The sequence below is a fragment of the Sphingopyxis panaciterrulae genome, from assembly GCF_014199295.1.
GTDB lineage: Bacteria > Pseudomonadota > Alphaproteobacteria > Sphingomonadales > Sphingomonadaceae > Sphingopyxis > Sphingopyxis panaciterrulae.
The window spans coordinates 94,065-114,915 of the sequence record NZ_JACIJH010000008.1 but is presented as its reverse complement, the minus strand read 5'-3'; the positions used below and the strand labels follow the sequence as shown (position 1 = coordinate 114,915).

Here is a 20,851-nt window from a genome sequence, read left to right as displayed (position 1 = left end):
TTTTGCCCGAAGGCCGGCAGGGCGACGGCGCCGCCCTGCCCCTGCCCGCGTCAGAATTTGAAGCGGCCGGTCACGCCATAGGTGCGCGGCTGGCTGGGATAGCCCGACACGCTGCCCGACTGGGCAACGGCCGGGAAGATCGTCGTCAGATAGCGCGCATTGGTAAGATTGCGGCCCCACACACCAAGCTCGAGACCGTTCGACAGCGCAAAGGTGAAGGAGGCGTTGAGCTGATTCACCGTGCGCTTGAACTGGTCGGAGAAACCGGCGGGGAAGCCCTGAAGGCCGTCGACCATCCGCGTCGGGCTTTCATAGAGATAGTCGACGTGGAAGATCGCGCGGCTGTCGTCCGCGAACCGGTGCGTATAGGTCGCGCCCATCGACGCCGACAGGTCGGGAATGCCCGCCGGCTTGGTGCCCGAAATGTCGCCGAAGGCCGACCCGACGAAGCTGTCGTATTTCGGATTGAGCCACGTCATCGCCAGCGTCAGGTTGAGCCCGTCGACCGGGCGCACCGATCCGTCGAACTCGACGCCCCAGGTCGACTGCTTGCCCGCATTGGCGAGCGCGAAGCCGGTGCCGGTGAAGATGTTCGACTGGAACCCCTTGATCGACTGCTTGAACACCGCGAGGTTCAGCGCCGCGACCGACCATTGGCCCTTGAGCCCGAATTCATAGACTTCGGATTCCTCCGGCCCCGCGAAGCGCGTGCCGCCGACGAGGTTCGGCGTCGTCAGCCCGGCCGCCTCAATCGCCGGCAGGTCCGAAGCGAGCGGGCGGCTGTCGCGCGACAGGTTGATCGAGCTCGCCTTGAAGCCCGTCGCATAGGTCGCATAGACGTTGACCGTGTCGGTCAACTCGTACGCCAGCCGCGCGCTCCACGCGAGGTCCTTGTCGTGCGTCTTGCCGGGTTCGACCGCGTTCGGCACGTTGAGGAAAGGCGGCAGGAACTGGAACGCCTTCAGCCCGTTCAGCGGATTCGCCGCCGGATTGCTGTCGTTCGCATTCGCAAAGGCGACGAACTGCTGGAAGATCGCCGCCGTCGCGGGGTTGGTCGCAAAGGCCGCGATCGCCGCAGGGTCGTTCGGGTTGACGCCCGCCTGCTGGAGCGCCCCGCCGAGGATCAACTGGTTGCGGAACGGCGCATATTGCGGCGCATCGAGGTCGATGGCCGAGAAAGTATCGGTACTCACCACATCGGTCGAGAAACGCTTGCGATCCTGCGTATAGTTGGCGCCGACGGTGAAGGTCAGCCGGTCGGTAATGTCGAAATCGAGCGTGCCGAAGATCGACCATGACGTGTTCTTGAGGCGATAGGCCTCGTCGAACCCGTCGCCCGAACGGAAGAAGCTGTCGATATATTGGGCCGGATCGCCGTCACGGGCACCCAGCGCCGCCTCAAGCGTCGGAACGTTGAGCGCACCGCCGCTCGCGGCCTGGATCAGCGCATTGCCATAGGGGCGGAAATCGTCGCCGAAGAAGAGCTGGTTCTTCTGGTCGATCTTCTCGTTGAAATAATAGCCTCCGACCAGGAAATTGACCGGGCCGTCGAAATCGGAAGCGAGGCGCACTTCCTGGGTGAAGGTGTTGATCGCGACGTCGTCGCTCTTGCGACCGATCAGGTCGGCGGCGGTGAAGTCCGAATCCTGGTTGGCGAAGGAGCGCACCTCGCGATAGGCAGTGATCGAGGTCAGCGCCATATTGCCCAGATCATAGTCGATCTGCGCCGATCCGCCGTAATTCTTGATCCGGTTCTCCGACAGGAAATTATTGTAGACGTCATAGGAGAAGGGGTTTTCGCGATCGACGCTCGGCCCGCCGACCAGCGCGTCGGTGATGCCCATCGTCGGGCCGGCGACGATATTGGCCGCGATGCAGCAATTCTCGTCGATCTTGTCGTAATCGCCGATCAGGCGGATCGACAGCGCATCGCTCGGTTCGAACAGGAGCTGGCCGCGCACGCCCCAACGGTTGCGGTCGTTGACGTCCTGATCGAGATGAAGGTCGCGGGCATAGCCGTCGCGGCGGTTGTAGTTGCCGCCGATCGAGAAGGCGACGGTGTCGCTGATCGGGCCGGTGACGTCGCCCTTGACGACGATCGCGTCATAATTGCCATAGCTCGCCTCGAGCGAGCCGCCGAAGTCGAACTGCGGCTTCTGCGTGATGATGCTGATGACGCCGGCCGAGGCATTCTTGCCGAACAGGGTCGATTGCGGGCCGCGCAGCACCTCGATCCGCTCGACGTTCGGCAGGTCGCCGACCTGGGCGGCCGAGCGCGAGCGATAAACGCCGTCGATGAAGACGCCGACCGAGGGCTCGATGCCGGCGTTGTTGGCGCCATTACCGAAGCCGCGGATGATGAAATTGGTGTTGGCGCTCGACTGGAGCTGGCCGACGCGCAGGCTGGGAACCGAGGATTGCAGGTCGATCAGGTCGCGGATCTGCGAATTCTGAAGGTCGGCGGCCGAGGTAACCGAAACCGCGACCGGCGTGTCCTGCAGCGTCTGCGACCGCTTCGAGGCGGTAACGATGATCTCGTTGCCATAATCATAGCTTTCGGCGGGCGCAGCCGCATCGTCGGCGGGCGCGGCGTCCTGGGCAAAGGCATAAGCGGGGGCGGTCGCGGCGCACAGCATCGTGGCGCCCAACAAAATGTTGCGCAACGTCATTTTCTCTCTCCATACCGGCGAGCCTGGCCCGATGGCCTAAGGAGGGGTCGCTCTACCGGTGACTGACTGCTCTAATACGCCGGCCCGCCGCGTCAACGCGGGCACCCCGATATGCGGGATTTTAGGGGATATAAGTGACTAAAAAGCCACAGTTTCCGTTACGGCCTTCGCTATGAGCCCCCTTCCCCGCCCCCGCGCGCTGCTGCTCGACCTCGACGGCACGCTGATCGATTCGGCGCCCGACATCGCCCGCGCACTCGCGGAAACCCTCGCCGCATACGGCTTGCCGCCACTCGACGAAGTGGCGGTGAGGCAGCGCGTTGGCCATGGCGTCGCCCGGCTCGTCGAAAGTGGCTTCGCGGCCGTGGGGCGCCCGCTGGCCGAGGCCGACCTCGCGGCGGCGACCGCGGCGATGATGGGCGCCTATCGCGCCCGGCTGATCGACCGGACGCGATTGATCGACGGCGTCGAGGTGCTGGTCGCCGTCTGCGAAGCACGCGAAATCCGGCTCGCCTGCGTCACCAACAAGCCCGAAGCCATGGCGCGGACGATCCTCGACCATTTTGGATTGGACGCGGCGATCCCCGTCGTCATCGGCGGCGACGGCCCGCTGCCCCGCAAGCCCGCCCCCGACCCGCTGCTCGCCGCGCTCGCCCGACTTGGCGTCGCGCCAGACGAGGCCTGGATGGTTGGCGACGGCCGCCCCGACATGCAGGCCGCGCGCGCCGCCGGCGTCGCCGCGGTCGCGGTACGAAGCGATTACGGCGAGCCGCTGACGCCCGACCTCTACGATCGGCTGGCGGACGATCCCGCGGGCGTCGCCGCGCTGATCGAGGCGACCGCCCGCCGCTAGATTACCCGAATCCCGCGCAGATTACCTTTCGGCCATCTGGCGGGGGCGGCCCTTCTGCGTCATCTCCGAAACCATGGGGAAAGAAGCAGCGAGGGCCGGCAACTCCGTGCCGCGACGCCATGTGCTGGAAGGGCTGGCGGCCACCGGAGCGGCGATGACCGGCGCCGCGGCCGGAGCGCGAACGGCTGTCTCGTCCTCCGCCGCATGGGACGCCATCGTGATCGGCGCCGGCGTCTTCGGAAGCTGGACGGCCTGGACCCTCCAGCGCGCAGGGCACAAGGTCCTGCTGCTCGACGCAGGGGGGGCGGCACACAACCGCGCCTCCTCGGGCGGCGAAACGCGCCTGATCCGCACCGAATATGCGGGCAATGCGCTCTACACCCGCTGGGCCTGGGCCTCGCTCGCCGAATGGCAGGCGCTGTCGAAGCGCCACGAAAGCCCGATCTTTCACTCCACCGGCGCGCTCTATCTCTATCCGCAGGACGGCGCCGGGATCGACCACAGCATCGCGATCCAGCGCGGCCTCGGCATCCCGATCGAGAAGTTGACCGCCGGCGCGATGGCGCGGCGATGGCCGCAGGTCGATTTCGGTGGCATCGCGGTCGGCGTGATGCAGCCGACCATGGGCACACTGATGGCGCGCCGCAGCGTGCAGGCGCTGGTCGGCGAGTTCGTGGCCGCGGGCGGCGGCTTCCGGCCGTTCGCGGTCGATCCGCCGCGGTCGGACGCCGCCTCGCTCGGCTCGATCACGGGTTCGGGCGGCGAGACGCTGCGCGCGGGTCGTTTCGTCTTCGCCTGCGGCCCCTGGCTCCCCAGACTGTTCCCCGTGGTCGTCGGCGATCGCATCGTGCCGAGCCGCCAGGACGTGTTCTTCTTTGCGCCCGCCGCCGGAGATGCGCGCTTTGCGGCCGGCGAACTCCCCGCCTGGGTCGATGTCAGCAGCCCCGACCTCCACTATGGCTTTCCCGATATCGAAGCGCGCGGGTTCAAGATCGCGCTCGACGCCCATGGCCCGCGCTATGATCCCGACAGCGGCGAGCGGCGCGTGTCCGACCAGGCGCTCGCCGACGTCCGCGCCTATCTTGCACGGCGTTTCCCCGACCTCGCCCGCCGTCCGCTCGCCGAAGGGCGGGTTTGCCAATATGAGAATAGCGACAACGGCCATTTCCTGATCGACCGACATCCGCAATGGAAGGATTGCTGGATCGTCGGCGGCGGCAGCGGCCACGGGTTCAAACATGGCCCGGCGGTCGGACGCTACGTCGCCGACCGGCTGCTCGGCATCGGCGAGCCCGAACCCGCTTTTGCGCTGGCCGCGCACCGGATTCACGGCTGAAGGGGAGGCGATTATGGCAAGATCGGAACGGCCGCTGGCATCGATCATGGCGGCGGCGGCATTTTCCCTGGCGGCGCCCGCACAGGCGCAAACCGTACCGGCCTCCGCGCCGGACCGCTATGCCATGCCCGCCACCGCCGTGTGGGACATGACCTCCGAGGCCGGCCGGACCTATCGCATCTTCGTCTCCTTCCCATCGCAGGGAGAGTCCCCGGAGCGCGGCTATCCGGTGCTCTATGTGCTCGACGGCAACGCCGCCTTCGCGGCCTTCGCCCAGGCCCGCTGGGTTCAGGAACATGACGCCGTCGGCCAGTCGATCGTCGTCGGCGTCGGCTATCCGACCGATCAGCCCTATGCCGCGCAGCGCGCGGAGGATTTCATCGTGATGGACAATCCGCCGCCCGGAACACGCCTCGGACGAACCGCGGGGAGAAGCGGGCGCGACGAATTTCTGGATTTCCTGACCGGCAAGCTGCGCGCCGAAATCGGCAAGCGCTACCGGATCGACCCCGATCGCCAGGCGCTGTTCGGTCATTCCTTCGGCGGTCTGTTCGCGCTCCACGCGCTCTACAGCAAGCCGCAGGCGTTCCATTCCATCGTCGTCGCCAGCCCCTCGCTCGAACTCGACGGCGGCGTGCTTCGCGACGAACACGCCTTCGTGGCCCGGCTCGAAGGCGGAAAGATCGGCCGAACCAGCCGTCTGATGATCGTGGTCGGCGACCGCGACGTCGACGACGATCCCGAGCCCGCCCGCGCGCTGGCCGACCGCTTCGACCGCCTTTCGGGGCTGGGCCTGCGCGTCCGTTTCCAGCGCTATGAAGGGGAAGGCCATATGACCGTCCCGACGCGCGCGGTGACCGACGTGCTGCGGTTCGCATTCGCGATACGTTAGGACGGATCGCCATTCGGTCCCCGGCGGCCTGCGAATGGCGGCCTTCCCAGAGCCCGCCTCCCTGCCGCCCGCTCCCCGGCGAACCGTCGTACCTCGGCATCGCCGTGGAGTATCATCGAGCCGCAGGGAGGCGGATATCGAATGCCAGCTTTGCGCCCGCGGGAGTCCAGTTACCCGGCCGGCTTTCGCCCTGCGCGCTGGCGATCGATTTCGGCAACCCACTGATCGGCGGTCATCGGGCCCGAGGCCTCGAAATGCACATGGTCGGCCATCATCTCGCGCACGCCGACGAAATAGAGCGCGCCGGTGGGCAGGCCGAGCTCGGCGATCTTCGCGGCCATTGCCGCCTCCTGATCGGGTGTCGGCTTCGGCCGCGCGGGCTTGTAGAGCAGCACGTCCCAGCCCTCGCCCCCGGCGTGCAGGAAAAGCTGCGTCGGCGGCTGGCCGCCCGCAACGCTGACCTTGTCCCAAAGCGCCATGTCGCGAATGAACGCCTCGGTCTTCCCGGGCGCCAGACGAAACATCTCGAAGGTAGGAATGGTCATTCCGGCGGCGGCTTCGGACGCCTCCGGCGCCTTCTCCTTCGCAGCCGACGGTGCGGCGAGCGCCGCGGCGCATAGGATAAGCAAAAGACTGCGAAACATCCGATCCTCCCCTGCTCGATCGCCCGATCGTGCCGCCGTGCCTCCCTCGCGACAAGCGACGCGGTGGGTCAGACCGCGGCACAAACGGGTAACGCCGGCGCGCGCCTGATACCAAGGTGCGGTGATCTTGACCGATGAGGACGGTTTCTGGCGGTTTTCGGCAAGGAGGCTGCGCCGGGACGATGTGGTTCATCGTCCCAAGCAGGCGACGCTGTCCGAGAGCCGCCAGAAACCGCCCGCCGGGTTGCCAGTCCCGCCCGCTGGACCGCGTCGGCGCGTCGCAGCGATGGAACCACATCGCCGCTTCCGCTCCTCCTCGCCAGCAAGCGGGACTGGCAATCCTCATCGGTCAGGATCACCGCACCTTGATATTACCCTTATTCGCCGGGGTTACCCGTCTCGGCCGTTTCGGGCCGGGCAGCGCCTGCCCTATTCTGGACGCGCAGCGGCGGACGCTGCCGCGCGCTGGGAGACGCCATCGATGAAAGAGCTGGATCGCCGCACCCTCCTGGCCGCCGCCACGCTCGGCTCGATGCTCGCGCCCGCATCCTCGGCCGGTGCATCGCCCCGGAAATTCGGGCTCGAAGCCGCGTCGAAGGGTATCGCGACATTTCAGGCGGTGCATGAAGGGCTCGGCTCGATTGACGTCCGCCTCTTCGACTTCGGGGGCGCACCCGCGCCCGCTGCCTTCCTGATCTATGACATTCCGGTCGGGGCGAGCGAAGGCGTCCACCTTCATAATCTGACCGACCCGCAGCTCGGCGCCTTCGACGAATATTATTACATCCTCGAAGGACGCGGAAAGATGACGATCGACGACGAAGCGATAGCGGTGACCGCGGGCGATCATGTCCACGCCCCGCTCGACTGCTGGCGCGGAATCGAGAATATCGACGACGAACGGCGCCTGAAGATATTCCTTACCTATATCGACCGGTCGTCGAAGAGCTAGAGCCATGTCCCATCGCAAAATTGCGAGCGATCCGCTCGGCATGACGAGCGCCATCACCCGGCGCGATTTCATCAACGGCGTGGCAGCGGGCAGCGGGGCCGCGCTGCTCGGTGCGTGCAGCGGCGGCGACGGGGCGAGCGATCCGCTGTCGCCGTCGGGATCGCCGTGGACCGGCTTCGGCGGGGTGGGCGATTATCGCTGGTCCAACGGCAATACCCAGGCCGTCATGGAGGCCGCGCACCGCTTTCGCGACGGCGCCTATCCCGACGCATCGACGGTGCCGGTCGACGAAACGGTCGATCTCGTCATCGTCGGCGGCGGCTTTTCCGGCATGACGGCCGCTTATGAATTCTCCAGGCGCGCAGGACCCGGCCGCACCTGCCTGCTGCTCGAAAACCATCCGATCGTCGGCGGCGAGGCCAAGCAGAATGAATTCCTCGTCGACGGCCGCCGCCTGACCGCACCGCAGGGGTCGAACGGTGCGCTGCTTCTGAAGGACGGCTACGTCAAGGGCAGCTATGGCGGCGAACTCTACGACGTCTACACCGACTATTATCGCGAACTCGGCATCCCCGCGCACGCCGAGCTGGAGCCGGTCGCGGGCGGAGCAGAGCGCTATAATCTGACCGACTATCATTTCTCGCCGATGGCTCCGGCATCGGAGGCGGGATATGGAACCGCCTATCATTTCCCCGGTCGCGGCTGGGTCCGCGACCCGTCGAAGAATGGTTTCGCGGACACCCCCTGGCCGCCGGCCGCGCAGCGGGACATGGACGATTTCGTCCATAATCGCCGCGATGTGCTCGGCAAGATGCGCGGTGCCGAGGCCTGGCTCGATTCGATCACCTATTATGACCTTCTCGACCGGCTCGGCTATGGCGCGGAGGTCCGTCGCTATATCGACCCCTATATCGCCGTCGCGAATTTCGGCGTGTGCGGCAATGCGATCTCCGGCCTTGCTGCGCACCGGCTGGGGCTGCCCGGCACCGCGCTTCCCGGCGTCGATCACGGCGATGCGAGCCATATCGGCGTGGTTTCCTTTCCGGGCGGGAATGCGGCGATCCTGCGCATGATGCTCGCGCGGATGATCCCCGGCGCCATCGCCGGCGACGGCCGCCTCGCCGCCCTCGCCTCCGGGCCGATCGATTTCGCGAAGCTCGATCGCGCGGGCGCTCCGCTGCGCATCCGCGGCGGCGCGACGGTGACGCAAGTGGTCCACGAGGGCGGCCCCGCCGACGCCGAGCATGTGCTGGTGACCTATGCCCGCGACGGAAAGCTGCGCAAGATACGCGCGCGGTCGGTCGTCATGGCATCGGGCGGCTGGGTCAACCGCACCATCGTCGGCGACCTGCCCGACAGCCATCGGCAGGCCTATCGCGCCTTTCATTATGGCCCGGTGATGATCGCCAATGTCGCGCTTCGCAACTGGCGCTTCTTCGACAGACTCGGCTTCACTGCGGCGCGCTGGTTCGAGGGGCTGGGGTGGCAGGTATCGGTCCGGCGCAACGTCGCGCTCGGCCCCACCCGTGCGCTGACCCCCGACGATCCGACGGTGCTGACCTTCTACATCCCCTTTCTCGATGCGAGCCTGCCCGCCTCTGCCCAGGGCCCGGCGGCGCGGACGCGGTTGTTGGCGGCGAGCTACGGCGATTTCGAGTGGCAACTTCGCGAACAGATGACCGAGATGTTCGGGGCCGCCGGCTTCGACGCGCGGCGCGACATTGCCGGCATCATTCTTAACCGATGGGGTCACGCCTTCGTGGCGCCGCAGCCAGGCTTCTTCCTCGGGCGCGACGGCCTGCCGCCGCCGGCCGAGGTGCTGCGCCGGCCCCACGGCCGGATCGTCTTCGCCCATTCCGAGTTGCAGGGCCTGATGAGCATGGCCTGCGCGATGATGGAGGGCCATCGCGGCGCGCGGCAGGCGATGGCGATGCTGTGACGCCTGAGGTCAAGACCTCAGGATCGGGGTAGCATCAGGATCATCGCCGCCGCGACCAGCCCGCCGAGCCCCATCACCAGCGACACGGTGAGCAGGCTGCTGCCGCCCGCGAACAGCGCCCCGGCCACCACCGGCCCCAGCGCCGACCCACCGCGCCCGATCCCGATCACGAAGCCGGTGCCGCTCGCCCGCAACGTCGCGGGATAGGTTTGCGCCAGCACCGGATACATGCCGACGACACCGGCGTTGATGAAGAAGGCCGCAACCGCGGCGGTAATCGACAGGCGGACCAGATCGGCCCCCGCGACCCCGAACACACCGATGGCGACGAAGCCCGCAAGCATCGACCCCGCCACCAGCGGACGCAGCGCGAAACGCTGGCTCGCGAGCCCGATGACCACCGCACCCAGCAGATTGCCGACATTGGCCGCGACGAGCACCCCGCCCGCCTGCGCGGCGTCGAACCCCATATCGACGACGATCTTCGGAATCCATTTCTGGATATAATAGAAGAACAGGATCTGCGCGAAATAGGCGACCGTGAGCAGGACGGTGATGCGCGCAAAGCCGGGCGAGAAGAGTGCGGCGAGCGAGGGTTTCACCGTCTCGGCGGGCAGCGACGGCAGGTCGGAAGCGGGCGCGTGGCCGAGCCGGCCGAGGGTGCGGTTCACCTCCGCCAGCGCGCCGGCGGGACGCCGCGCGACCAGCGATTCGATCGATTCGGGCAGGAAGACGAAGGCAAGCGGGATCATCATCGTTGTGGCGATCGCGCCGAGCAGGAACACCGACCGCCAGTCGCCGGTCGCCGCCAGCAATCGCGAGGCAACCAGACCGCCCAGGATCGCGCCGGTCGAATAGCCGGCGATGTTCAGCGCGACGTTCAGCCCGCGCCGCTTGTCGTTGGAAAATTCCGCCACCATCGCGCTGGTCGAGGACAGCATGCCACCGATGCCGACGCCGGTCAGGAAGCGAATCGCCGACAGCATCGTCACCCCCGTGGCGTGAGCCGCGGCGAACATGCCGCACGCCATCAGCAGCAGGCAGCCGAGGATCGTCGGGCGGCGGCCGATGCGGTCGGCGACATTGCCGATCAGTACCGACCCTGCCGCCATGCCGAGCAGTTCCATCGACAGCACGATGCCCAGCGTCGCCTTGTCGACGCCCCATTCGTCGGCGATACCCGGCGCGGCAAAGCTGATCGCCAGCACGTCGAAGCCGTCAAGCGCGTTGAGCGCGATACAGATCGCGACCACCATGATCTGAAGCCGATGCATCGGCGCGGCGGCGATCACCGCCCGCGGGTCGTTGGTCATGGCCTATCTCCCCCGTCGGCCGCGCGCCCGGCGGAGCGCGCTGGCCCTGTGCGGATCGCGCCCGATTTTTCCAGGGCGGCGCGCATTAAATCCGCTCTCTCTCGAATCCGTTCGTGTCGAGCGAAGTCGAGACACGAACGGAAGAATGGATCAGATTGAAAGCGTGTCGCTCTATCGGAGTTGCGCGAGATGCTTCGCGACGATCGCCGCCGTTTCGGGTCGCCGCTCCAGACAGCGCGATACCGGGCCGACGACGACCACCGAAAGCCGCCGGTCGCTGCCGGGCAGCGGCAGGGCGACGCCCGCCAGGTCGGGCGTATATTCGGTGTTGCTCTGGTGCCAGCCCATCGCGGCGGCTTCCTCCAGCCGCCGCTCGACCGCTTCCGGGCTGTCGGGCGTCGTCGGCGCGTAGCGGACGAATTCGATCTTGCGATAGAGGCGCTGCCGCTCTTCGGGCGGCATCTGCGCGAGCAGGGCGCGCCCCGCCGAGGTTGCGTGGATCGGCACTCGATCGCCGACCTTGGCGAAATAGCGCACGGGCTGCGGTGATTCCGCCACGTCGATGAAGGTCGCATGGATGCCCGCGGGCGCCGACACCGCGACCGTCTCGCCAGTCGCGCGCATCAGGTCCTGCGCCAACCGCTGATATTGGTCGGGTAGCGGTTCGGCGCTGGCGACCGCCTCGGCCAGCACCAGCCAGCGCGGGCTCGGATAATAGCCGCCCCGTGCCCGCGGCTCGTAGAGATAGCCCTTCGACGCCAGTGTCCCCACCAGTTTGAAGGTGCTCGATCGCGGCCAGCCGAGATCCTCGGCGATTTCGGCCGGCGTCGCCGGCTTCAGCCGTCTCGCGAAATATTCCAGGATTTCCAGCGCATTCGCGGCCTGCCGCACGATCATGGTCTTGTTCGCCTGAAAAGGGTTGCAGACCTCCATATGGCCGAAGCGCGGCGCCCCGAAAAGCCGTCAGCATGTCGCGCCGCCGCCGCATCGTCAGCGCGCCGTGAAGCCGCCGTCGACGGGCAAGGCGACACCGGTCACGAAACTCGCCTCGTCCGAGGCCAGCCACAGCGCCGCGTCGGCCACTTCCCCCGGCCGGACGAGACGCCCCATCGGCACCGCGCCGACGATCTTCGCCTCGTTCGCGGCGGCCTCGGCCGGATCGCCGCTCCGCCCGGTGAAGCCGGCCTTCATCGGCGTGTCGGCCAGCCCGGGGCAGACGACGTTGACGCGGATATTGTCGGCGGCAAAGGCCAGCGCCAGGCTCTTGGTCAGCCCGACCACCCCCCATTTCGCCGCCGAATAGATAGGGCTCATCATCGAGCCGACGAGGCCGGAGATCGAGGCGGTGAAGATGATCGAGCCGCCGCCCCGCGCACGCATGTGCGGTGCGACCTGCCCGGCCCCAAGCGCCGCCGAGGTCACGTTGAGCGCGATCGCCTTGTCATAGGCGGCAAGGTCGAGATTCTCGACCGACGCCGGCCCCGGCATGCCGGCGTGCGCCCACAATATGTCCGCCCCGCCCAGCACCGCGACGGCTTCGTCGATGCTGCCCTTCGCTCCTTCGGGCGTCGACAGGTCGGCGACGATCGTCGACACCCGGTCGGCGCCGAAATGCGCGATCAGGTCGTCCAGTGCCTCGCGGCTGATGTCGATGGCGGCGACGCGCGCGCCTTCGCGCACGAATCGCTCGACGCCGGCGCGGCCCATGCCGGACGCGGCGGCGGTGACGATGGCGAGCTTGCCGTTCAAACGCATGGCATCGGTCCTCAGCTTGCAAAGGGGTCGGGGAAAGTCCCGGTGGTAGAGACGATGGTGGTCTTGGTTTCGAGAAAGGGGTCGAGCCCTTCGAGGCCGTTCTCGCGGCCCCAGCCGCTCGCCTTGACGCCGCCATAGGGCGTCGACCAGCGGATGTAGCGATAGGTGTTGACCCAAACCATGCCGGCTTCGATCCGCGCCGCGACGCGGTGCGCCCGCCCAGTATCGCCCGACCATAGCCCGGCAGCGAGGCCATAGGGCGTCGCATTGGCGATCGCGATCGCCTCTTCCTCGCCGTCGAAGGGGATCAGCGCCGCGACCGGCCCGAAAATCTCCTCCTGCGCGATCCGCATGGCGGCCGATACACCCGCGAACACCGTCGGCTCGACGAAATAGCCGTCCGCGAGCCCGTCGCGGTCGATCCGTGCGCCGCCGGTGACGAGTTCGGCGCCTTCCCCCCGCCCGATCGCGACATAGGACAGCGTCTTGTCGAGCTGCTGCCGGTGCGCCTGCGGTCCCATATGCGTGGCGGGATCGAGCGGCATGCCGACGCGCACCCGCCCCGCCCGCTCGCGGAACGCCTCGACCACCCGGTCATAGACCGGCCGCTCGACGAGCACCCGGCTACCGAGTGCGCAGCTTTGCCCGCACAGCGCCCAGGCCGATCCGGTCGCGGCGTTGATCGCCTGATCGAGGTCGGCGTCGGCGAAGATGATGTGCGGCGCCTTTCCGCCCAGTTCGAAGGTGCAGCGCGTCAGCGTGTCGGCGCCGGTCTTCAGGATCGTCTTCGCGGTCGCGCCCTCGCCGGTGAAGCTGATCTTGGCGACGTCGGGATGCGCGACCAGCCGGGCTCCGGCGACCGGCCCGTCGCCGGGCACGACATTGACGACGCCGGGCGGAAAGCCCGCCTCATCGAACAGGCGGGCGAGCGCGAGCGACGAGGCGGGGGTCTGCTCGGCGGGCTTGAGCACCACGGTGCAGCCCGCGGCGAGCGCCGCGCCGAGCTTCCATGCCGCCGCCATCAGCGGCACGTTCCACGGCGTGATCGCGCCGACCACGCCGACCGGATGGCGCGTGGTGAAGGCGTGAACGCTGTCGTCCATCGGGATGGTCCGCCCGCCGAGCTTGTCGGCGAGCGAGGCGAACCAGTGATAATATTGCGCGTGCATGCCGATGTCGCCGCGCGATTCGCGCACCGCGCGGCCGTTGTCGCGCGTCTCGATTTCGGCCAGCGCATCGACGCGCGTTGCATAAAGATCGGCGAATTTGCGCAGCAGTGCGGCCCGCTCCCACGGCGGTATCTTTCGCCACGGTCCTTCGAACGCCTCCTTCGCCGCGGCAACCGCGCGGTCGACGTCGCGCTCTCCGCCCCAGGCGACGTCGCCCCAGGGTGCGCCCGTCGCCGGATCGATGCTGGGCCGCACGCCTCCGTCGAGAGGCTCCACCCACTCGCCCCCGATGAAGAGGCGATCGAAACGAAAGCTGTCCGGCATGCCGCCCTCTACTATTTCTTATACGAGACTTATTTGTCCCTATATGGAAATAAGAGTCAAGATGCGGAAACGGGTAATGGCGCGGGAAGCCGGGGGGAAGCGCGGCAGACGTCAGCCGTGTGGCGACAGCGCAGCCTGCCCGCCAGCGGGAATCAGGCCCCGTTCGGCGGAGATGCGAACGGCGTCACGGCGCTTGCTGACCCCGATCTTGCGGAACACCGACTTGAGGCGATATTTCACCGTATCGGGCGACATGCCGATCAGGCGGGCGATTTCCTTGTTCGAATGCCCCTGGCTCAGATAGAGCAGCACCTCGGCCTCCGCCTCGCTGAAGACGCCGGGCATGGTCATGTTGTTGCGATAGACCGCCAGCGATTTGACGAGCGATTTCAGATATTGCGCGCGGAACCGGTCGACCTGCATGTCGGCGCGCATCGCATCGTCGAGGCAGGGCTGAGCGAACTGCCGCGCCTCGACGAACGGGCGCACGACATTCTGGAACATCGCGATCCCCACCGCCTCGTCGAAACAGCTCCGCGATTCCTCGATCGCACCCTGCCCGCGCAGCCCGGTGGCGGCGAGGATGTTGACCTCGATCAGCAGCCGCCCCGCCCCGCGCTGATCGGCCCAGCCGCGCAAGCGGGCGAGTTCCTCCAGCGCCGCGTCGCGCTCGCCTGCAAGCAGGCGAAGCTTGATCCGGCAGAGCGAGGCGGCGACGGCGACGGGGCGGTATTGTGGCGATTCGTCTGCCATCATGTCTGCAAGGCGGTCGAGCCCGATCGCGTCCGCGGCGGCCAGCACTGCCTGCGCCGGCGCACCCTGCGAAATCCGAAGGTCGATATCGCAGATGTCGGCGAGCATCTCGAGCTGGCGCAGCCGCCGCCGCGCGGCGACGCGGCGCGCGCGGGCGAGCAGGTCGCAGGCCGCATCGAACGCCCCCTCGCCGGCAAGCGCGCGCGCCTCGGTGAAATAGGCGGCGGCATAGACGTCGACCCAGCCGTCCGACTGCTCCATATGCGGCAACGCCCACGCCAGCAGCTCGCGCGCCTCCGCGACGCGATCCTGCTCGAAGAGCAGTTCAGCCTGAAAGGCCGCGCAATTGGCGGCAAGGTCCGACCGGTCGCCGAATTCGTCGACGATATTCTGCCACGCCGTCTTCAGGATCGCCTCGGCCTCTTTCGAACGCCCCTGCGCGCGCTTGATCCGCGCCTCCAGAAAGCGGGTGAACAGGTCGCTGTAGAGCGATCCGAACGCCTGATAATGATCGCGCGCGGCCAGCGTCGGCTGCAACGCGCGTTCGAGCCAGCCGCCTTCGAAATATTTGGCCCCCAGCGTCTCGCTGATATTCGCCAGCACCAGATGGTCGCTCGCCGGCAGCTTGCGGAGCAGTGCCTCGCGCGCCAGCAGATCGTCGAACGTCACCGGCTGGTTTTCATAATCGCTCAGCGTGTCGCCGACGACGCGCACCTCGGTCCGCAGATCGACGGACAGATCGCCGACGCCGCACTCGGCCAGAAAGCGGTCATATTCCACGCGCGCCGCGCCCAGCTCGCCCAGCTTGATCTGCAGATAGACCTGCGCGAGCGCCAGCCGCGGCCGCGCCCGGATCAGCGCCGGCGGCAGCTTGGCAAGGCCGCGCTCGACCACGCCCTGCAGCCCCTGCGGGATCAGGCGCCAGCCGCCGGCATCCTCCAATATTCCGGCAAGCAGCATGTCGTCGCCCGACAGGATCGCATGGCTCACCGCCTCGGCGACCAGCCCCCGTTCGGCGAACCAGCCGGCGATACGGCGCTGGAGAGCCGCGAACTGCGGCCGGTCCGACCGCTCGAAGCGGTCGCGCAGATATTCGGCGAACAGTTGATGATAGCGATATTCGCGCCGCTCCCACGTCACCGGCGACAGGAACACCCCCTGCTGCTCCATCCGTTCGAGGATCATCCAGCCGTCCTGCCGGTCGCAGAGCAGGTCGACCATCTCGCCCGTCAGCCGGTCGACCAGCGCGGTCCGCACGACGATGTCGCGCGTCTCCGGCGGCAGCGTCATCAACACCTGTTCGGACAGATAGCGCGCCAGATCGCTGCTCGAGCCGCAATATTCGTCGATCACCCGCTCGGTGCCCAGTCCGCGCTTGATCGACAGCGAGGCGAGCTGCACCGCGATCGGCCAGCCTTCGGTGCGGTCGATCAGCGTGTCGATGTCGAGCATCTCCAGCGGCCGGTCGGTCCGCGCGAGCAGGCATTCCGCCTCCTGCGCCGAAAAGCGAAGGTCGCCCGCCCCGATTTCCAGCAACTGCTCCTCGGCCGCCAGCACCGACTGGCCGAGCCACGGATAGTCGCGTGAGGCGAAGAGGAAATGGCAGTTCGGCGGCGCCAGCCGCACCAGCGATTCCAGGAAATGCCCGACCGCATCGTTGAAGGCATGATGCAGGTCGTCGAGGATCAGCACCACCGGCCCCGCCCGGTCGCCGAGTTCGTTGATGATCGCGGAGAGGGCCGCGCGCGGAGGAAGGCCGCTCGACATAGCCTGCGCTTCCCCTTCCTGCCGGTCGCGGCGCACCGCGAGCAGCAGATATTTGACGAAGCGCTTGAGGTCGCGGTCGTCGCGTTCGAGCGTCAGCCACGCGACCTTCGCCGTCCGGGGGTCGAGGCTGTCGCGCCACTGCGACAACAGGCTGGTCTTGCCGTAACCGGCCGGCGCATGAATCAGGGTCAGGCGATGGGTCAGCACCCCGTGCAGCCGCTGCAACAGCAGGTCGCGGCTGATCTGGTCCCCCATCCACATCGGCGGGTCGAATTTGGCGGCAATCAAATCCTGCATGCGGCCCAACCTCCGTACGCGCGGTCGTCGGTTCTGGTCGCGAAGGTTACGGATCGATGACGGCCCTGACAACCGCCTGTGACGCTTGGCTGCGGGGCTTACCCGTCTTCCCTTATCTCATTACCCGTTCGCATTCCGCCGCACCCGTTTTACGCGTTGCGCAGCCCCATGCCCCCCAGTGTAATCCGCCCGGCGTCACAGATGGATGGAGGATGCCCAGGTGCGAATTGGTGTCGATGTCGGGGGAACGAACACCGATGCCGTCCTGATCGATGGCCTGCGGATCGTCGCGTCGAGCAAGCAGCCGACGACGGCGGACGTCAGCGGCGGGGTTGCCGCGGCCATCCGCGCCGTGCTCGCCGACGGGGCCGCGGCGCCCGGCGCCGTCGACGCGGTGATGATCGGAACCACCCATTTCACCAACGCGCTGATCGAGCGCCGGCGCCTCGACCGGGTCGGGATCATCCGGCTGGCGAGCCCGTCCGGCGAAGCGCTGCCGCCGCTCACCGCCTGGCCCGACGCGCTCGCGCGGCAGGTCGGCGGCGAGATCTTCCTGCTGCCCGGCGGCTATGAGGTCGACGGACGCGAAATCGCCCCGTTCGACGAAGACCGGATGCGCACCGCGGCGCAGGCCTGCCGGGCGCAAGGCATCGACCGCATCGCGGTGAGCAGCGCCTTCGCCCCGATCAATCCGGCGATGGAGGACCGCGCCGCCGCCGTCATCGCCGCCGAGCATCCCGGCGCGATCGTCAGCCTCTCGCACAGCCTGGGCCGGCTCGGCCTGATCGAACGGGAAAACGGCACGATCCTCAACGCCGCGCTGTCGTCGCTCGCGGCGCATGTCATCGACTCCTTCGGGCAGGCGCTGGCCGGTCTCGGCCTTTCCGCGCCCCTCTATATCTCCCAGAACGACGGCACGCTGATCTCGGCGGCGGAAGCGGCGCGGCATCCCGTGCTCACCATCGGTTCCGGCCCCACCAACAGCATGCGCGGCGCCGCCTTCCTGACCGGCATCGACGACGCCATCGTCATGGACGTCGGCGGCACCACCTGCGACATCGGCGTGCTGGCGAAGGGCTTTCCCCGCGAATCCTCGCTGTCGATCGACATCGGCGGTGTGCGGACCAATTTCCGCATGCCCGACATATTGGCAATCGGGCTCGGCGGCGGCACGCGGATTCACCGGGACGGCGCCGACCTGCGCATCGGCCCCGATTCGGTCGGCTTCCGCATCACGCAGGACAGCTATCTCTTCGGCGGATCGACCCTGACCGCGAGCGATGTCGCGGTTGCCGCCGGTCACGCGGATTTCGGCGATCCGGCCCGCCTGCCGCCGCTCGGCGCAGAGGTGCGGGACGCGATATGGCGGCGGATACAGGCGATGGTCGCCGACGGCATCGACCGCATGAAGACCGCCCCCGGTCCGGTTCCGGTCATCGCCGTCGGCGGTGGTCATTTCCTGGTCGGCGACGGCCTGCCCGGCGTCGCGGAAATCCTGCGGCCACCCCATGCCTCGGTCGCCAATGCCGTCGGCGCGGCCATCGCCCAGGTCGGGGCCCAGATCGAACAGATCGTCGATTATGACGTCCTGCCGCGCGAAGAGGCGCTCGCCGCGATGCGGCGTGCGGCGGCCGAACGTGTCGTCGCGGCGGGGGGCGCGGCGGACAGCGTCGGGATTGTCGACATGGAGGAGATATTCCTCAGCTATCTGCCGGGCCGTTCGGCGCAGGTGCGGATGAAGGCGGTCGGCAACCTCGCCGACCTGGGTCCGCGCCAAGGCGTCGGGTCGGTGGCGATGGAGGCCCGCCATGCGAATTGAACGGTCGATGCTGGCGGACCTCGCGCGCGGTGCGGCCTTTCTGGGCTCGGGAGGCGGCGGCGATCCCTATTACAGCCTGCTTCTTGCCGAGGCCGCCATCGAACGCTGCGGCGCCTTTGACCTCGTCGCGCCGGACAGCCTCGCCGACGATGCGCTCGTCGTCCCGTGCGGCTGGATCGGCGCGCCGACCGTGTCGGTCGAGAAGCTGCCGAGCGGGCACGAGGCGCTGGCCGGGATCAGGCGGCTGGAACAGATCATGGGGCGCCCCGTCGACGCCGTGATGCCGATCGAGATCGGCGGCGGCAACGGTCTCGCCCCGCTGATCGCAGCGGCCGAGCTTGGCGTGCCGGTGGTCGATTGCGACGGGATGGGTCGGGCCTTTCCCGAATCGCAGATGGCGATCTTCAACATCCGCGGGCTGAAGGCGTGCCCGTCGGTGCTCACGGCGTCCTGCGGGGCGCTGACGGTGATCGAGACCGACGACAATCTGACCCACGAACGCATCGCGCGCGCGCTCTCGGTCGCGCTGGGCGGCATCGCGCATATGGTCGAATATCCGCTGACCGGCGCCGAAGCGCGCGCCCACGCGATCGCGGGCAGCGTCAGCGCCGCCATCGCCACCGGCGCCGCGATCCGCGAAGCCCGCGCCGCGCGCGCCGACCCGTTCGACGCGCTCGCCGAAGCGCTGCGGGCGACGGGCCTCTATCCGCATTGCGCGATCCTGTTCGACGGCAAGATCGTCGATCTGGAACGCGAAACGCGCGGCGGCTTTTCCGTTGGCCGGGTGATCGTCGACGGGTTCGGCGGCCACGGCCGCATGGAGATAGAGTTTCAGAACGAAAATCTTGTCGCCCGCGAAAATGGCGCGATAAGAGCGCTGGTTCCCGACCTTATCACGGTGATGGACCGGGAAACCGCCGATACGATCACGACCGAAAGGCTGAAATACGGCCAGCGGGTCAAGATCGTGGCGGCGGCGGCTCCCGCAATGCTGCGCGAGCCGCGGGCGTTGCGGCTGGTCGGCCCGCGAGCGTTCGGACTGGGCACCGATTTCGCGCCGCTGGAGGAACTGAACGGGATGGAAGGAACATGAGCAGCGGCGGGCATGGCGGTTCGCACGCCAGCGGCCCCTTGCCCGAGGAACTGACCGTTCCCGGCTGGCGGGTCGCGCTGATCATCGCCAGCTTCACCTTCTCCCTCCCCGGTTTCCTCAACGGCGCCCAGACGGGGCTCGCGCTCGGCCTGCATCGCGCCGTGCTGGTCGCGCTGCTCGGCGGGCTCATCCTGTGCGCGGGCGCCTGCCTGACCGCGATCATCAGCGTCCGCACCCGGCTGACCACCTATCTGCTCGTCCAGCGCTCCTTCGGCATCCGCGGCGCGGCGCTGGTCAACATCGTCATCGCGATCATCCATTTCTGCTGGTTCGGGGTGAACGTCTCCTTCTTCGGCGACGCGATGGTCGCCGCCGCGCATCAGGGTTATGGAATCCCCGGCGATTTCGGGCTGTTCGTGATCGCGGGCAGCGTGCTGATCACCCTGTCCACCATCTATGGCTTCAAGACGCTCGACCGCCTCGCCATGGTCGCGGTGCCGCTGGTCGGGTTGATTCTCGTCGCGGTCTGCATCACGGCGACGGGCGCGCATCCGGTCGATCTCGCCCCGGTCCAGGACCCGCCCGCCCCGATGACCTTCGGCATCGCGCTGTCGGCGCTGGTCGGCGCCAACATGCTCACCGTCGCGGCGATGCCCGACCTGTCGCGCTTCATCCGCAGCGAGCGGGGCGCGATCGGCGGTATGCTGCTGTCCTTTCCGCTCGCCGCGCCCCTGCTGATGCTGATCTCGGCACTGATCGCGCTCGCGACCGGACAGACCGACATCATGCAACTCGTCGTCGCCATGGGGTTCGGCGCGCCAGCGCTCCTCATGCTCCTGCTCTCGGTCTGGACGATCAACGCGCTCAACCTCTATTCGGCCGGCCTGTCGATGGCGGCGACCTTTCCCGCGGTCCGGCCGTGGATCTTCATCGTCGCCGGCGGCGCCGTCGGCTGCACCTTCGCGCTGCTCGGCATCATCGACAGCTTCGTGCCCTTCCTGATCGCGCTCGGCCTCGTCATTCCGCCGATCGCCGCCATCTATGTCATCGACGGCTTCGTGCGCTTCGGCCGCGCCGCAGGCACCGAACCGCCCGCCCCGCCGCCCATCCGCTGGCCCGCGATCGGCGTCTGGCTCGGCTCGCTGGCGGTCACGCTGCCGGCGGCGCGGATGGGCGTCACGCTGACCAGCGTCCCCGCGCTCGACGCCACCATCCTCGCGGCGGGCAGCTACGCCCTGCTGCTGCGTCTGCAACGAAATCGCTGACACAAGAGGAG

At 67.9% G+C, this 20,851-nt stretch carries 15 protein-coding genes; 8 read left to right on the top strand and 7 right to left on the bottom strand.

Annotated features, from left to right (window positions below):
* Window positions 1-50 precede the first annotated feature (50 nt).
* Window positions 51-2,669 carry a TonB-dependent receptor gene (locus FHR21_RS12830; protein WP_184098910.1) on the bottom strand — a complete coding sequence of 873 codons (2,619 nt, stop codon included), beginning with the start codon at window positions 2,667-2,669 and terminating at the stop codon, window positions 51-53.
* A 172-nt stretch (window positions 2,670-2,841) separates the two neighbouring features.
* Between FHR21_RS12830 and FHR21_RS12825 the strand changes: the two genes are divergently transcribed.
* The 3 genes from FHR21_RS12825 (at window position 2,842) to FHR21_RS12815 (ending at window position 5,750) form a co-directional block, all read left to right on the top strand.
* The gene (locus tag FHR21_RS12825; RefSeq protein WP_184098908.1) at window positions 2,842-3,522 is read left to right on the top strand and encodes an HAD family hydrolase; all 681 of its coding nucleotides are present in this window, start codon (window positions 2,842-2,844) and stop codon (window positions 3,520-3,522) included.
* 106 nt (window positions 3,523-3,628) lie between these two features.
* On the top strand, window positions 3,629-4,858 hold the full coding sequence (locus FHR21_RS12820) for an FAD-dependent oxidoreductase (protein ID WP_184098906.1): 1,230 nt from the start codon (window positions 3,629-3,631) through the stop codon (window positions 4,856-4,858).
* Between the two features lie 13 nt (window positions 4,859-4,871).
* Window positions 4,872-5,750: an alpha/beta hydrolase gene (locus FHR21_RS12815; RefSeq protein WP_184098904.1), complete on the top strand. Its 879-nt coding sequence runs from the start codon at window positions 4,872-4,874 to the stop codon at window positions 5,748-5,750.
* A 170-nt stretch (window positions 5,751-5,920) separates the two neighbouring features.
* Here FHR21_RS12815 and FHR21_RS12810 read toward each other — a convergent pair whose 3' ends face one another.
* Window positions 5,921-6,394: a hypothetical protein gene (locus FHR21_RS12810; RefSeq protein ID WP_184098902.1), complete on the bottom strand. Its 474-nt coding sequence runs from the start codon at window positions 6,392-6,394 to the stop codon at window positions 5,921-5,923.
* 481 nt (window positions 6,395-6,875) lie between these two features.
* Here FHR21_RS12810 and FHR21_RS12805 point away from each other — a divergent pair, with 481 nt between their 5' ends.
* Both FHR21_RS12805 and FHR21_RS12800 read left to right on the top strand, forming a co-directional pair.
* Complete coding sequence (locus FHR21_RS12805) at window positions 6,876-7,346, top strand: cupin domain-containing protein (protein WP_184098900.1); 471 nt, start codon at window positions 6,876-6,878, stop codon at window positions 7,344-7,346.
* A 4-nt stretch (window positions 7,347-7,350) separates the two neighbouring features.
* Complete coding sequence (locus FHR21_RS12800; RefSeq protein ID WP_184098898.1) at window positions 7,351-9,285, top strand: NAD(P)-binding protein; 1,935 nt, start codon at window positions 7,351-7,353, stop codon at window positions 9,283-9,285.
* A 17-nt stretch (window positions 9,286-9,302) separates the two neighbouring features.
* On the opposite strand, the gene FHR21_RS12795 is transcribed toward FHR21_RS12800, so the two are convergent.
* The 5 genes from FHR21_RS12795 to FHR21_RS12775 all read right to left on the bottom strand — a co-directional run bounded on the left by FHR21_RS12795 (window position 9,303) and on the right by FHR21_RS12775 (window position 16,663).
* Complete coding sequence (locus FHR21_RS12795) at window positions 9,303-10,598, bottom strand: MFS transporter (RefSeq protein WP_184098896.1); 1,296 nt, start codon at window positions 10,596-10,598, stop codon at window positions 9,303-9,305.
* Between the two features lie 171 nt (window positions 10,599-10,769).
* Entirely contained in the window at window positions 10,770-11,531 is a 762-nt protein-coding gene (locus tag FHR21_RS12790) for an IclR family transcriptional regulator (RefSeq protein WP_221235163.1), read from the bottom strand.
* 57 nt (window positions 11,532-11,588) lie between these two features.
* Window positions 11,589-12,353, bottom strand: a complete 765-nt coding sequence (locus FHR21_RS12785; protein ID WP_184098894.1) for an SDR family NAD(P)-dependent oxidoreductase — start codon at window positions 12,351-12,353, stop codon at window positions 11,589-11,591.
* Window positions 12,354-12,364: 11 nt separating this feature from the next.
* Entirely contained in the window at window positions 12,365-13,846 is a 1,482-nt protein-coding gene (locus FHR21_RS12780; protein WP_184098892.1) for an aldehyde dehydrogenase, read from the bottom strand.
* A gap of 111 nt (window positions 13,847-13,957) precedes the next feature.
* A complete protein-coding gene (locus FHR21_RS12775) occupies window positions 13,958-16,663 on the bottom strand; it encodes a helix-turn-helix transcriptional regulator (protein WP_184098890.1) in 2,706 nt (901 codons plus the stop codon).
* Between the two features lie 220 nt (window positions 16,664-16,883).
* Between FHR21_RS12775 and FHR21_RS12770 the strand changes: the two genes are divergently transcribed.
* Genes FHR21_RS12770 through FHR21_RS12760 form a run of 3 tightly spaced genes read left to right on the top strand, consistent with a single transcriptional unit; the run spans window position 16,884 to window position 20,840 of the window.
* The gene (locus FHR21_RS12770; RefSeq protein WP_184098888.1) at window positions 16,884-18,482 is read left to right on the top strand and encodes a hydantoinase/oxoprolinase N-terminal domain-containing protein; all 1,599 of its coding nucleotides are present in this window, start codon (window positions 16,884-16,886) and stop codon (window positions 18,480-18,482) included.
* Window positions 18,472-19,575 carry a DUF917 domain-containing protein gene (locus FHR21_RS12765; RefSeq protein ID WP_184098886.1) on the top strand — a complete coding sequence of 368 codons (1,104 nt, stop codon included), beginning with the start codon at window positions 18,472-18,474 and terminating at the stop codon, window positions 19,573-19,575. Before FHR21_RS12770 ends, FHR21_RS12765 begins: the two co-directional genes overlap by 11 nt.
* Window positions 19,572-20,840, top strand: coding sequence for a cytosine permease (locus FHR21_RS12760; protein WP_184098884.1), 1,269 nt, complete (start codon window positions 19,572-19,574; stop codon window positions 20,838-20,840). Before FHR21_RS12765 ends, FHR21_RS12760 begins: the two co-directional genes overlap by 4 nt.
* Window positions 20,841-20,851: the final 11 nt, after the last annotated feature.